This window comes from Streptomyces sp. NBC_01320 (assembly GCF_035974375.1).
Classification (GTDB): domain Bacteria; phylum Actinomycetota; class Actinomycetes; order Streptomycetales; family Streptomycetaceae; genus Streptomyces; species Streptomyces yanii.
The window spans coordinates 1,085,067-1,097,850 of record NZ_CP108390.1 but is presented as its reverse complement, the minus strand read 5'-3'; the positions used below and the strand labels follow the sequence as shown (position 1 = coordinate 1,097,850).

The following is a 12,784-nucleotide window of genomic DNA, read 5'->3' as shown; positions in this document are numbered from 1 at the left end:
TCCCGTCCATAGCGGCACGGGTTGGTGCACCCCGACATGCGGGGGGTTGCGCGTAGAGATCGGCCACTCGTAGGTCCTCAATACAAGGCCAGCTAGTCGCGTGCGGCGCCTTTTTGAGGTATGGCGTCTCAGTATGCTCACGGCTTTCGCGGCTGTGTCAAGGAACTTCCACGGAGGAATGCACGAGCGTGCAGGCGGTGGTGATCCACTCGCCGCTCAAGTTCACTGTGCCCACGATGCGTGACACAGTCGGCCGGGGCGTCACGCGGGTGTGAATGCGGAGAGGCGAAGCTTCCCCGGTTTGAGGGACAACCTTTCGCTTTGGGACACCGGGTCCCGCAAGGAGGAGTTCATCGCGCCAGGACTACCAGCCTAAATTCCGTTGCCAGACAGTCGAGCTGGTCCGGGCCGACCGGTCGCCGGAGGAGCTGGCGAACGAGTTCGAGCCGTCTGCCCAGACCATCCGCACCTGGGTCAACCAGGACCGGGTGGACACCGGGGAACGCCCGGGGCTGACCAGCGCCGAAAAGGAGGAACTCGCCCACCTGTGCCGCGAGGTCAAACAGCTGCGCCAGGAGAAGGAGATCCTCCGCAAGGCCACGGTTCTCTTCGTCCGGGAGACCAGCCGGTGATCTGCTACGGCTGGTCGACGAGAACACGGCACACCACGACGTCTCCCCTGAAGTTCCGAACAGGGTGCCTGGTCGGGTGATCTTGACCGGGTGGGGGTATGAAGGCAGGGCCTCTGGTGCAGCACGAGGGCTGTTGAAGCCAACTCGTGGGACCGTAGGCCCTGTTGATGCAGTTGTACGCGGTTTCGTCCTACGAGTTCAACTCGGCGCCATCGGCGTGCGATTGCCTCGCTCACCGGTTCGGGAACGCAGCCGAGCGGCCGGAGAGGGTACGGAGGTACCCGTCGGACATGACCGACGCGGAGTGGGCGGTGGTGCGTGACGCGCTGCCGGTGCCGGCTTGGCTGGAGGGCCGGGGCGGCCAGCCGGAGGGCTATTGTCACCGGCATGCTGGACGCGGTCTTCTACGTCACCGACAACGGCGTCAAGTGGCGCTCCGTTCCCGCCGACTTCCCCGCATGGGACCGCGTCTATCCCTTCTTCCGCAGGTGGCGGAAGAACGGCCTGGTCAAGGAGCTGCACGACCGGCTGCGCGGCAAGGCCCGCGAGGCCGCGGGCCGCGACCGCCAGCCGACTGCGGCGATCATCGACTCGCAGTCGGTCAAGGCGGCCGCCTCGGTGCCCGTCGGCTCGCGTGGTTACGACGGCGGGAAGAAGATCAACGGTAGGCGCCGGCATGTCATCACGGACAGCCTCGGCCTGCTGTTGATGGTCCTGGTGACTGCCGCGGACGTCACCGACCGCCAGGCCGCCCGGGTCCTGCTGCCGCGGTTGCGTGAGCGGTTTAGGAAGATCACTCTGGTGGGCCGACGGCGGCTACACCGGCGGTTTCGTCACCTGGGCGAAGGGGAAACTCCGGCTCACCTTCGAGATCGTCAAGCGCAGTGATGACATGACCGGGTTCGTGGTGCTGCCGAGACGTTGGGTGGTGGAGCGAAGCCTGGGACGGCTGATGCGTTCGCGCCGCCTGGTGCGGGACTTCGAAACGCTGCCCGCCAGCAGCGAGGCGTTCATCCACTGGTCGGCGAGCGTGCTCATGGCCCGGCGCCCGGCCCGCACTGCCACCGGCAGGGCGGTCAACTCCCCGCAGCCGGCACAGGCGACGCTCGCGGCATGAACCGGCCCGACGGCGACGCCATCAGCCACTCCCGCTCGACCAGCCGTTTTGCCCTTGACCGCACTCCCTCGATCTTTGCCGGCACCAGCTCCAGCTCCAGTCGGGCCGCCAGTTCCTTCGCCGACACCCCCTCACCGTCGCCCGGTTCGGCCTGAACCAACACAACGATCCGCCGGTACTCCGGCGCGAGCGCCTGAACGGTCATCCCCTCCCGGCGCCGCACCACCGTCCCTCCGGCGACCGGCGCCTTGGGCATCCGACGACTACCGCTACGAGGGCGGGCGGATCTGCCCCAACAAGCCCTTCCACGCCGACTGCCTCGACGCGGTCGTCTGGGAGCACATCACCCTCTCCTCACCGACCCGCACCTGATCCGCACCGAGATTGACAAGCGCCTGGAGCGAGCCCGCACCTCCGACCCCGACCTACGCCAACGTGCCCGCCTCGAGTCGGCCCTGTCCAAGGCCGCCATAGCCATCACCCGCATGATCGAGGCCTACCAAGGAAAGCTGATCACCATCGACGAACTACGCACCCGGATGCCCGACCTACGGGCCCGCAAGTCCAACCTCCGCTGCCAACTCGACGCTCTCGAAGCCCAGCTCCCCGACCGTCGACACGCCTACCTCAAACGCCGCCACCGACCGGCACGAGCAACCGTACCTGGTCCCACACCAGCCCCTTGGCCAGGAACTTCAAGGTGAAACAGGCTCAATGCCGCCACAGGTCCCTTCCGCTGTGTCAGCCCGCGAGGTTGTCCGCCAGCTCCTCGCTGATGTTGGCCTCGGTGCCCGGGATACCGAGGTCCTGGGCCCGCTTGTCGGCCATGGCCAGGAGTCGGCGGATGCGGCCGGCGACCGCGTCCTTGGTCAGCGGCGGGTCGGCGAGCGCGCCCAACTCCTCCAGGGAGGCCTGCTTGTGCTCCATGCGCAGCTGGCCGGCCGCGGCGAGGTGCTCGGGCACGTCGTCGGCGAGGATCTCCAGGGCGCGCTGGACCCGGGCACCGGCGGCGACAGCGGCACGGGCCGAGCGGCGCAGGTTGGCGTCGTCGAAGTTGGCCAGCCGGTTGGCGGTGGCGCGGACCTCGCGGCGCATCCGGCGCTCCTCCCAGGCCAGCACTGACTCGTGGGCGCCCAGGCGCGTCAACAGCGCGCCGATGGCATCGCCGTCGCGGACGACGACCCGGTCGACGCCGCGCACCTCGCGTGCCTTTGCCGCGATGGAGAGCCTGCGGGCCGCGCCGACCAGCGCGAGCGCCGCCTCCGGGCCCGGGCAGGTCACCTCCAGCGAGGAGGAGCGGCCCGGCTCGGTGAGCGAGCCGTGGGCCAGGAAGGCCCCGCGCCAGGCGGCCTCGGCGTCGCAGGTTGCCCCCGAGACCACCTGCGGGGGCAGACCGCGGATCGGGCGGCCGCGGCCGTCCACCAGGCCGGTCTGGCGGGCCAGCTGGTCGCCGCCCGCCACCACCCGTACGACATAGCGGGAGCCGCGCCGCAGACCGCCGGGGGCCATCACGATCAGCTCCGAGCTGTGCCCGAAGATCTCGAGAATGCCCCGCTTCAGCCGGCGTGCCGCCATTGCGGTGTCCAGCTCCGCCTCGATCACAATCCGGCCACTCACCAGGTGCAGCCCGCCCGCGAACCGAAGAATCGCCGAAACCTCTGCCTTCCTGCAGCAGGTCCGGGTCACGGGAAGCCGAGAGATTTCGTCCTTCACCGCTGGCGTCATCGCCATGGGCCGATCCTTCCATGCATCCGAAAAATACGGTCGTACGCGGCGGCCGACAGCTCCGGATCGTGGATCGGAACGCCGTCGGGTGAGGCCACCGGCGCCAGCTCGACCGCGGCACCGAGCCGCTTGGCGGCATCGGCGAGGGACTCGCGATCGGGCACGGCGGCCTGTCGGCCAGCACCACGTCTTGGGCGAGTTTACGGGCGTGTCGCCCCAAAACCTCCGAATGACGTTGCGGGGAGACGCCGTCCGTTTCGCTCGGATACGGAGCGGGATTGAGTCCCCATTGCGAACCGGAACTCACCCGTCGCCCCCGAACCTCGGTGGGTTCAGACTGCCTGCGCACCACCGTCACCACCGGCCCCGACGGCCGCCGTCCCTGGCCTGGCACTTCGGCCTGGGCGTCCTGGACGCCCAGGCCGAAGCCGACGGCTGTACGCCCTGGTCACCAGTTGGTCTCCTTCGCGAAATACTTCGCGGCGGCCCGCCGCAGTATGTCCCGTTCCATCTCCAGCTCACGGACCTGCCGCCGCAGCCGGGTGATCTCCGTGTCCTTCGCCGACTGGGCGGGCGCCGCAGGTGGCGAGCTTTCGGAGTGCCAGGCCGTGTCCGTGGCCTTCTTCACCCACTGCCGCAGCGTCTCCGCGTTCACGCCCAGTTCCTCGGCGATGCGTGACACCGGTCCGCGTCGTGTTCAATGACGCGTTGCGTGCCCGCAAGGATGCCCACGAACAGGGCAGGGCGTATCCGAAGATCGGGGACCTGTCCAAGCATGTCGTCACCGAGGCGAGGAAGACCCCCGAGCGGGCATGGCTCGCCGAAGTATCCGCCGTGGTGTTGCAGCAGTCCCTGCAGGACCTGGACACCGCGTACTCGAACTTCTTCGCGTCGATGAACGGCACCCGCAAGGGGCCGAAGATCACCGAACCGCGTTTCAAGTCCCGTAAGGACAACCGGCACTTGATCCGTTTCACCGCGAACGCCCGGTGGAAGATCGCCCCCGGCGGGGACCTGTCGTTGCCGAAGATCGGTGATGTGCGGGTGAAGTGGTCCCGCGCTCTGCCTTCGGTCCCGTCCACGGTGACCGTGGTCAAGGACGCGGCCGGCAGGTACTTCGCGTCCTTCGTCGTCGAGACCGTTCCCCGGACGCTGCCCGGCGTGGAACCGGTCGTCGGTATCGACCTCGGTCTTGGACACTTCGCGGTCCTCTGCGACGGCACGAAGATCTCCGCCTGGCGCTTCCTGCGCCGGGCGGAGAGGAAACTCAAGCGGGAACAGCGACGCCTGTCCCGTAGGACCAAGGGCAGCAACAACCGGGACAAGGCCCGTATCAAGGTTGCCCGCGCTCACTCGCAGGTGGCCGACGCGCGGCGCGAGTTTCACCACCAGCTCTCCACACGGATCATCCGCGAGAACCAAGCGGTGGAGGGGCTCCCGGTCCTGAACCGCCACATCGCACCGTTGAACTGCCGGATCGGGCCGCGCTCGCCCACCGGCAAGAACGGCTCGACCAACTCCCACTCGGCATCCGAGAGATCACCACGCGCCACCTTCGACAACTACCAGGCCCAGGCAGCCGCGCACCGGCGAATCCAGAAACCGATGATCTGAACCTGGAACAGGCCTAGAAGACTCATGAAGATCTTGGTGAGGGGCTGTCCGGCCGTTAGGCCGGGCGGCCCCTTTGGTCATGCGCTGGCCGGGGCGAGGTGCCAGGTGCCGCTGGTGTGGGTGAGTCCGAGGTTGATCAGTCGGCGGAGGTTGAGGGCGGCGGCTCGGGTGTGGAGCCAGGCGTCGTTCTTGAGGGTGCCGCGGTAGCGGAGTTTGCGGTTGCCGTGGTGGACGAGCCAGGCGACGGTGCGTTCGACCGGGGGTCTCCAGCGGCGGTAGTCGGCCTGCCAGGCGGGGTCGGTGGCAGCCTGGTGGCGGGCGGCTGCTTGGAGGTCGTGGTGCGGGCGGATGGTCAAGATGCGTCCGGCCTTGGCTTTGGTGCACCGCTGGCGCAAGGGGCATCCGGTGCACAGATCCTTGAAGGTGGCCTTGCGCTGGTGGTGTCGGCCACCGGGCTCAGACAGGCCGACGGTGTGTCCGGCGAGGCAGGTCACGGTGGCGGCGGCGGTGTTGATGGGGAAGTCGTCGAGGGTGAAGCCGCCAGGGACGGCCGGCCGCAGCGGGGCGGGTTTGAGGAAGAGTTGATGCCCGGCCTCGTGGAGGGCCTGGCGGGCATCGCCGGTGGAGTAGGCGGTGTCGCCGAAGGCGTCCACCGGGGTGTCCTCGTCGGCGAGCAGGTCCAGGCCGACGGCCGCCTCGTGGTGCTCGGGTCCGGCGCCGGGCCGCAGGGCAACGGCGGTGTATAAGCCGGTCTCGGGCTCGATGGCCAAGTGGGCCTTGAAGCCGTCCTGCTGGTGGCTGCGGGTCTTGTGGACGTGCCGGGCTTCCGGATCGACGGTGGAGAGCATCCGGCCTGGGGCGGTGCCCCGCGTAATGCGCCAGCGGCCGTCGCGGCCGTCGGATTCATCGGCGGGCTCGACGTCCTGGCCGGCGACCAGGGCCAGGATGCCCACCGCGTTCGCGGCTTTCTCGCCGAGTTGTTGGTCGGGCAGGTGGCCCAGTAGCCGCAGCGCGTCCGTGACCAGCGCGTCGACCAGCCCGGCGCGGGCCTGTTCATCGTTCCAGGCAATCTTCGGTTTGCCCGGGTCGGTGTAGTCGTGGGCGGTGCACTGGGCGGCCGCGACCGTTTCGGCACCGGGAACCTCGCGGATCACCGCCCGGACGGCGGCGATGAGCTGGGTGACCGTGTCCTGGGTGGCGACCGCGTCGTCCAGCACGGTGGAGTCCAGCGCCCGGCGGTGCTTGCCCTTCAGGACCCCGGTTGCCTTCACCACCTCACGCACGGCCTCGAACACCCGGTTCGGTCGGGCGGAACGGGCCAGTCGGCGGCGGAAGTAGGCCAGCAGCGACGGATCGAACGCCATGTCGTGCAGGCCCAGACCGCACGCGGCCTTCCACCGCAGGTCGCACCGCAGTTCCTGGACCGTCTCAAAGTCCGACAGCCCGTGCAGGGCCTGCAGCGTGATTACGGCGGCCAGGATCTGCGGCGGCATACTGGGCCGCCCGTTCGCCGACGGATACATGTCCGCGAACATCTCAGCCGGAAACAGCCGACCCCGATGCTCGGCCAGAACGCGAACACGCTCCCAGCCGGAATCAGATCCCGACACGTCTCCCACACGTCCGGCCCGACGCTCTCGCCGATCCACTCGCCCATCGCCACAAGACGAGTCTGGCCCCGCCGCTCACGCGGCAGGGCCAGAACTCAAGATCTTCTGAGTCTTCTAGTCGACGTTCCAGCGCAGCGGCAGCGAGTTGAGGCCCAGCACCAGGCCGTGCTCGGTCGGCTCCTCGACCAGTTCGTAGTCGGGGATCTGCCGGTGCCACTCCTGCAGCATCACGGCCAGCTCTTGGCGACCCAGGTGCGAGCCGGGGCAGCGGTGCGGGCCGGCGCCGAAGGCGAGGTGCCGCGTCTCCTTGCGGTCCAAATCGACCTGTCGTGCGTTGGCATGCGCGTTCTCATCCCGGCTCGCCAGCGAGAGTGGGAAGTGCGCCACCTGTCCGGCCTTGACCGGGCAGCCATGGAAGTCCGCGTCCTGGGTGGCCTTGCGCGCGGTCTGCACGATCGGGTAGACGCGCAGCAACTCCTCTACGGCATGCGGGATCAGCTCGGGCTCGGCCACGATGCGGGCGCGGTCCTCCGGCTGCTTCGCCAGGTGGTACATGAAGTACGAGGCCTCGCCAGCCACCGTGTCCAGACCGGCCATGAACAGCTGCAGCAGGCAGTTGATCAGGTCGGTGTCAGGGATCAGCTCCCCGTCGATCTTCCACGTGATCGCGGCACTGACGATGTCCTGCGCATTCGGATCCGGGTTCGCCCGCCGTTCGGCGAGAAGCTCGCCGAAGTACTCCATTACCTTCTGTAGGGCGGCAGTCTGGAGCGACCGGTCTGGGTCGCTCTCGGTGTTGCCATGCAGGATCTGGTGCTCCCAGGCCATAAATTCGTCGAGCTTCTCCAGCGGCATGCCCATGATCTGCAGGAAGACGATCGACGGGAGCACCTGCGCGAACTCGCGGACGTAGTCGCATTCCCCCTTGGTGCGCAGCTGCTCGATCAGTTGTGCGGCCAGGCGGTGCTGGTTGTCCTTCAACGACTTCGTCCGTGCCGGCGTGAACCACGCACCGAGCAGTTGCCGCCACTTCGTGTGAAGCGGCGGGTCGAGCATGATCGGGATCCACATGTAGTCCGGGTCTTGTTGGGTCGGCTCGACGACCGCGCTGGACCACAAGTCGGGTTGCTGCAGCCCGTCGAGCAGCGTGTCGTGGTCGGTAAAAATCCAGTAGCCCTTGCCCTCCTCGGTCCACACGGCGGGCCGGGCTATGTCCTGGTACCCGTCCAACCGGTTGAACAGCCACCCGACCGGCGTTGGCGGCGGACTGTAGACGTATTCCACGACGGGACAGGTGGGAGTTTCGGTCGGTTGCCTCTGCGTCACCATAACTCCTCGTCGATACAACAACTGCTGTTTATGGACGTTGAATCTCATTATGCATGGGTCACGTCCGCGGATCAATGGGCCAGTGTCGTGCGGAAGCCGGGATCGTTGCTGCCTTGGGGGAAGTCTCGGGCCGGGGACTGGAAGGCACGGCGTGAAGCGGGTAGTAGAGGTTTTCCTCAGCCCAGCAGGTGGTCACGGTGACGATGCCGTTGTCGGTCTTGCCGGGCCGTCCCAGCCACTGGCGGCCGACGTGCGCGGCCGCGGTCCCGTCCTTACGGTCACCTGAGTCGTCAATCACCAGCACCCCGCCCGGATGCGGCGCGGTCGCAGGATCCGCCAGCAGCAACTCCAGCCGCTGGGCATTGATTTGCTCGTGGTCCCAGGCTGACTCGGACAGGAAGAACTGCAGCCGCTGTACCGAGGGGTGCTGGGCCCCGACCACGGGCTCGGTGCCGGCCAGGCAGGTCAGCGTCTTGCTGCGGTCCCGTGGCAGCAGCCCGGTCGGTACTCGCGGAAACCCCGGCGCTGTGCCAACGTGGACAGCAGGTCATCAAAGCGTGCGGCGTAGGCTTCCAACGGCCCCGGAGCGGGCGGACACGGCAAACGGCGGGTCATCACAGCCCCCAGTCGGCGACGCGACGTTCCTCTGCTACCGGCCTACCGCTGCCCTGACCCGCCGTCAGCAAACCACCGCTAGCGTGGCGCGGCGAGGGCCTGCACCTCGGTGACCGCCCCCTCGAAGCTCTCCTCGCGGGCCAGTAGCTTGCGGGCCAGCACGTTGGCCTTGGGCCAGTTGACGGTGGTCACCCCAACGAGGATGCCGGCGTCGTCGGCATACACGGCTGCCGCGCGTTGACGCTCGCCGACCGGCCCGTCGAGCACCTTGCAGCGCTGGGCCCGGGCGGGGCGTCCGACGACCTGCACCTTGTAGTCGTACTGGTCGCTCCACACGTAGGCGAGGGCGTCCTGACGAGTCAGCTGGTCCGGGTTGACGATGTTGTGGGCGACGGCGGCGGCCTGGTCGACCGCGTTGGTCCAGTGCTCGGTGCGGCGGACGTCAACGTGGTGGGGGCCGAGCCACCGTGCGACGTCGCCGACGGCGTGGATGCCTTCGGCTCCTACCGCTCGTCCGTGCTGGTCGCAGACCACGCCGTCGTCGACGTGGAGACCGGAGTCCATGAGCCACTCGACGTTCGGCACCGCGCCGATGCCGACGACGACGGTACTCGCCGGCAGGACGTCACCGTCGGTGAGGTGAACGCGAAGGTCGCCCCGCCGCCCTTCGACGTTCTCGACACCGACACCGAAGCGGGTCACGACCCCGCGCTGCTTGTGGACGTCGGTCAGCAGGGCGGCGATCTCCTGCCCGACGGACCGGGTCAGGGGCAGCGGCTCCGGGTCGACCACGGTCACCGAGTGACCGAGGCCGATGGCGGTCGCGGCCACCTCCATGCCGATGAAACCGCCACCCACGACCACGACCGGCCCGCCTCGTTCGAGGTCGCGTCGCAGGGCGACCGAGTGGGCGAGCTCGCGGATCACGTGCAGGCCTGACTCGACGCGCCAGGGCGCGGGGCGGGCTCGGCACCCCGTGGCGATGACGCATTGGTCGAAGGACAGGCTCTTTCCGTCAGCGAGCAGCACGTGCTTCCTGTGTGGGTCCAGGCTCTGGGCTGGGGAACCGAGGCGCAGCTCGATCTGGGCGTCCCGCGCTTCGTTCTCGGTGAGCAGGGAGAGCCGGTCGACGCCCCACTTGCCGGAGAGGAACTGCTTGGACAGCGGCGGCCGGTCGTAGGGAATCTCGGGCTCAGCCCCCACGAGAACGACCCTGCCCTGGAAGCCCTGCTCACGCAGGCCCCGGGCGGTACGCACCCCTGCGACGCTGGCCCCGACGACGACCGCGGTCCCGTCGTCCGCGGTCTGGAAACTGGTTGAGATCATGACGCGGGTTACGACTCCTCCGTGTCGACGACGATGACCCGGGCCGGGCACGCGTGAGCGGCGGAGCCAACGGCCGTCACATGCGCGACCGGGTTCTCGTCCAGGAGCACGACGATGCCGTCGTCATCCTGGTCGAAGACCTCGGGCGACTCGAGCACGCACTGACCCGCGCCGATGCACTTGTCGTAGTCAATCTCGATCTTCACCTTCATCACCTTTCACTTCCCCGCGTGACTGGTAGGGAGTGGACACCGTAGACGACCATGTCGCCACGGAAGTCGATCTTCTCAAGGGGCACCGCGAGGCGGAGGTCGGCGAAGCGCCGCAGGAGCGCCGGGTAGGCGGTCTGGAGTTCGATGCGGGCGATGGGCTGACCGAGGCACTGGTGGATCCCGTAGCCGAAGGCGACGTGGTGGTTCTGTTCCCGGAGGATGTCCAGCTTGTCGGGATCGGCGAACTGCCTGGGGTCGCGGTTCGCGGCGTCACCGGAGGCGATGACCCCTTCACCAGCCCGTATGAGGACTCCGTTGACCTCGACGTCCTCAACGGCCACCCGACGGCGTCCGATGTGGGTCACCGTGAGGAGCCGGAGCAATTCCTCGCACGCCGCGGCGATGGCCTTGTCGTCCCCGTCGCGCATGATGGCCGCGTACTCTGGATTTTCCAGCATGTACAGCACGCCGAGGGCGATCTGGTTCGCCGTGGTCTCGTGCCCGGCGACCAGCAGGAGGATGCCCAGGGAGGCGACCTCCTGCTGGGTCATCTCGCCCGTCTTGACCCGACGCTCGACGACCCGTCCGATGAGGTCGTCGGCCGGCTCCTTCATCTTCTTCGCAACGAGGTCGGTCAGGTAGGCGGTGAGCTCCTCGACGGCGCGCCCCGCCCTGGCCGGGTCGCCCTTGACGTCGAGCAGGGCATTGCTGTGATCCTGGAAGAACTCGTGCGCTTCCTGGGGCACGCCCAGCAGTTCACAGATGACCGTCGAGGTCATCGGCAGAGCGAACTCCGAGACCAGGTCGACGGGGCCGCCCTTTCTCTCCATCGCGTCCAGCAGCTCCCCGGTGAGCCGCTGGATGGTCGGGCGCAGCGCCTCCGTCCGGCGCACGGAGAACTCGCCGGTGATCATCCTGCGGTGCTTGGCGTGCTCCGGGTCGTCCATGGCGATGAACGTCGGGTTCGCCTTGTGCTGCTGCTTCATCCCGGCCGAGGTGACCGGGTAACCGTCTCGCCCCGCGTCCGAGCTGAACCTCGGGTCCGACAGGATCGCTCGGACGTCGTCATAGCGGGTGATCAACCACGGGATGCTGCCATCCCAGGTGCGCACGCGTGCGACCGGTTCCTCTTCCCTGAGCCGGCCGATCTCCTCCGGGGGAGCGAAGGGGCACTGCCGGGCCATGGGATACGGTGGTTCGGTGATCTTGTCGCTGATCATTCTGTTCACCTCGTCGTGTCGGACCAGTAGGGCATGGAGGTCTTCACCTCAGTCACCGAGGAGCGGGAACTCGTACGGGGGCGTCTGGACGTACCCGCCGTCCAGGTGCAGCACAGAGCCGGTGATGTAGGACGAGGCATCCGAGCAGAGCCACAGGTGGGCATTGGCGACTTCGCTCGGCTCACCGATGCGGTGAAGGTTGCTCATGATGCGTTGGTACGCGGCGATGTCGCGCCGCCGCATGCGAAGGCCCTCCTGGAGCATCGGCGTGTCGATCGCTCCCGGGGCCACGCAGTTGACCCGGATGCCGTACTTGCCGTAGTCCATCGCCGCGCTCTGGGTCAGCGACCACACCCCGGCCTTGGCCGCATTGTAGACGGGCGAGTTGCGGTTCGGGCGGAAACCGACGATGGAGGCGACGTTGACGATGGACCCTCCGTCACCCTGCGCGAGCAGCTGCCTGATCTGGTACTTGTTGCAATAGAACGTGCCCTTGAGGTCGACGGCCATGATGCGGTCGTAAGTGGCGTCCTCGAACTCGGCGACCGGCTCGTTGTCATTGGTCACGGCGGCGTTGTTGACCGCGCAGTCGAGCCGGCCGTACGCCGAGACCGTTGCTGCGACCATGGCCTCCACCTGCTCCGCCCGGGAGACGTCGCAGACGATGAACGTGGCTGTGCCCCCGTCTGCCTCGATCTCCTTGACGACCCGCCGGCCAGCCTCCTCGTTGAGGTCGACGACCGCCACCTTGGCGCCCGCTCGGGCGAAGAGCCTGGCGGTCGTCTCGCCCATGCCCTGAGCCGCGCCGGTGACGATCGCGACTTTGCCCGATAGGACCTGCTCGGTCATGTGCTGCGTCCTTCTGGTTCGAGGTGACGTGACTTGGGTCGGTAGGAACGGGTTGGCGGGGAGGGGTTCACCCGTCGGCCTGGCTGGCGCCAACCTCGTCCACGAGGAAGATGCGCTTCCTGCTCCGGTCGAGGAAGCTCAGCTCGTCTGCCCGCACCCGCTCCGCATGCTCAGGGTGTCGGAAGACCTCCATCGCCTGATCGAAGGCGGCCTGTTCCGCGTACCACGTCTCGGTGATGACGTCGAAACCCAGCTGCTCCTCCCCGGGTCCCGCGTTGACGCCACCCGAAGCTGTCGAGTGGTCGACGTAGCTGCGGCGGTAGTCGGCGAGGTGCGGCCCCACCAGTGACAGGATCAGCGGGACGTGGACCTGCTCGTAGTGACTCCGGAACTCCTCGACGGAGATACCGGGCTTCCGGGAGAGAACGGCAACCATCTTGATCAAGGGGCCCCTCGAGGTGAGATCCAGTCGATCCGGCTGGGTGATGGCGCAATTATGAGACTAAGAATCTCACTATAAATCCCGTTCCCCATA

11 protein-coding genes and 5 pseudogenes are annotated in these 12,784 nt (G+C 67.9%); 4 read left to right on the top strand and 12 right to left on the bottom strand.

Translation table 11 applies throughout. From position 1 onward, the window contains the following. Positions 1–368: 368 nt before the first annotated feature. From OG395_RS05515 to OG395_RS05505, 3 genes and pseudogenes are all read left to right on the top strand, one after another. Positions 369–632: pseudogene (locus tag OG395_RS05515) on the top strand (transposase); the annotation flags it as partial. Between the two features lie 387 nt (positions 633–1,019). Continuing rightward, the gene (locus OG395_RS05510) at positions 1,020–1,520 is read left to right on the top strand and encodes a transposase (protein ID WP_327241868.1); all 501 of its coding nucleotides are present in this window, start codon (positions 1,020–1,022) and stop codon (positions 1,518–1,520) included. Positions 1,521–1,524: 4 nt separating this feature from the next. Beyond that, the gene (locus OG395_RS05505) at positions 1,525–1,749 is read left to right on the top strand and encodes a hypothetical protein (protein ID WP_327241867.1); all 225 of its coding nucleotides are present in this window, start codon (positions 1,525–1,527) and stop codon (positions 1,747–1,749) included. Here OG395_RS05505 and OG395_RS05500 read toward each other — a convergent pair. The 4 genes and pseudogenes from OG395_RS05500 to OG395_RS05485 all read right to left on the bottom strand — a co-directional run bounded on the left by OG395_RS05500 (position 1,709) and on the right by OG395_RS05485 (position 4,156). Then, positions 1,709–1,954 (bottom strand): hypothetical protein, encoded by a 246-nt coding sequence (locus OG395_RS05500; RefSeq protein WP_327241866.1) that lies wholly within the window; start codon positions 1,952–1,954, stop codon positions 1,709–1,711. The two genes, OG395_RS05505 and OG395_RS05500, sit on opposite strands and share 41 nt — an antisense overlap. Before the next feature lie 536 nt (positions 1,955–2,490). Continuing rightward, positions 2,491–3,480 (bottom strand): DNA-binding protein WhiA, encoded by a 990-nt coding sequence (gene whiA, locus OG395_RS05495; protein WP_327241865.1) that lies wholly within the window; start codon positions 3,478–3,480, stop codon positions 2,491–2,493. After that, positions 3,471–3,757 (bottom strand): annotated as a pseudogene (locus OG395_RS05490) (hypothetical protein); the annotation flags it as partial. The pseudogene OG395_RS05490 and the gene whiA, both read right to left, overlap by 10 nt. Positions 3,758–3,922: 165 nt before the next feature. After that, positions 3,923–4,156 (bottom strand): transposase, encoded by a 234-nt coding sequence (locus OG395_RS05485; RefSeq protein WP_327241864.1) that lies wholly within the window; start codon positions 4,154–4,156, stop codon positions 3,923–3,925. Between OG395_RS05485 and OG395_RS05480 the strand changes: the two are divergent. Continuing rightward, a pseudogene (locus tag OG395_RS05480) lies at positions 4,057–4,902 on the top strand (RNA-guided endonuclease InsQ/TnpB family protein); the annotation flags it as partial. The gene OG395_RS05485 and the pseudogene OG395_RS05480 sit on opposite strands and share 100 nt — an antisense overlap. A 263-nt stretch (positions 4,903–5,165) precedes the next feature. Here OG395_RS05480 and OG395_RS05475 read toward each other — a convergent pair. The 8 genes and pseudogenes from OG395_RS05475 to OG395_RS05440 all read right to left on the bottom strand — a co-directional run bounded on the left by OG395_RS05475 (position 5,166) and on the right by OG395_RS05440 (position 12,685). Next, positions 5,166–6,745 (bottom strand): annotated as a pseudogene (locus OG395_RS05475) (IS1182 family transposase). Positions 6,746–6,812: 67 nt separating this feature from the next. After that, positions 6,813–7,982: a cytochrome P450 gene (locus tag OG395_RS05470; protein WP_327241863.1), complete on the bottom strand. Its 1,170-nt coding sequence runs from the start codon at positions 7,980–7,982 to the stop codon at positions 6,813–6,815. A gap of 125 nt (positions 7,983–8,107) precedes the next feature. Next, positions 8,108–8,642, bottom strand: a pseudogene (locus OG395_RS05465) (transposase); the annotation flags it as partial. Positions 8,643–8,720: 78 nt separating this feature from the next. Further along, entirely contained in the window at positions 8,721–9,968 is a 1,248-nt protein-coding gene (locus OG395_RS05460; protein WP_327241861.1) for an NAD(P)/FAD-dependent oxidoreductase, read from the bottom strand. 8 nt (positions 9,969–9,976) lie between these two features. After that, positions 9,977–10,174 carry a ferredoxin gene (locus OG395_RS05455; protein WP_327241860.1) on the bottom strand — a complete coding sequence of 66 codons (198 nt, stop codon included), beginning with the start codon at positions 10,172–10,174 and terminating at the stop codon, positions 9,977–9,979. A 5-nt stretch (positions 10,175–10,179) separates the two neighbouring features. After that, on the bottom strand, positions 10,180–11,400 hold the full coding sequence (locus OG395_RS05450; RefSeq protein WP_327241859.1) for a cytochrome P450: 1,221 nt from the start codon (positions 11,398–11,400) through the stop codon (positions 10,180–10,182). A 48-nt stretch (positions 11,401–11,448) separates the two neighbouring features. Next, entirely contained in the window at positions 11,449–12,249 is an 801-nt protein-coding gene (locus OG395_RS05445; RefSeq protein WP_327241858.1) for an SDR family NAD(P)-dependent oxidoreductase, read from the bottom strand. A gap of 67 nt (positions 12,250–12,316) precedes the next feature. After that, complete coding sequence (locus OG395_RS05440) at positions 12,317–12,685, bottom strand: EthD domain-containing protein (protein WP_327249254.1); 369 nt, start codon at positions 12,683–12,685, stop codon at positions 12,317–12,319. Positions 12,686–12,784: the final 99 nt, after the last annotated feature.

Coding starts and splice junctions, on each gene's coding strand:
- whiA (WP_327241865.1), bottom strand. CDS start 3,480: ATGGCGATGACGCCAGCGGTGAAGGACGAAATCTCTCGGCTTCCCGTG.
- OG395_RS05460 (WP_327241861.1), bottom strand. CDS start 9,968: ATGATCTCAACCAGTTTCCAGACCGCGGACGACGGGACCGCGGTCGTC.
- OG395_RS05450 (WP_327241859.1), bottom strand. CDS start 11,400: ATGATCAGCGACAAGATCACCGAACCACCGTATCCCATGGCCCGGCAG.
- OG395_RS05510 (WP_327241868.1), top strand. CDS start 1,020: ATGCTGGACGCGGTCTTCTACGTCACCGACAACGGCGTCAAGTGGCGC.
- OG395_RS05445 (WP_327241858.1), bottom strand. CDS start 12,249: ATGACCGAGCAGGTCCTATCGGGCAAAGTCGCGATCGTCACCGGCGCG.
- OG395_RS05500 (WP_327241866.1), bottom strand. CDS start 1,954: ATGACCGTTCAGGCGCTCGCGCCGGAGTACCGGCGGATCGTTGTGTTG.
- OG395_RS05505 (WP_327241867.1), top strand. CDS start 1,525: ATGACCGGGTTCGTGGTGCTGCCGAGACGTTGGGTGGTGGAGCGAAGC.
- OG395_RS05440 (WP_327249254.1), bottom strand. CDS start 12,685: ATGGTTGCCGTTCTCTCCCGGAAGCCCGGTATCTCCGTCGAGGAGTTC.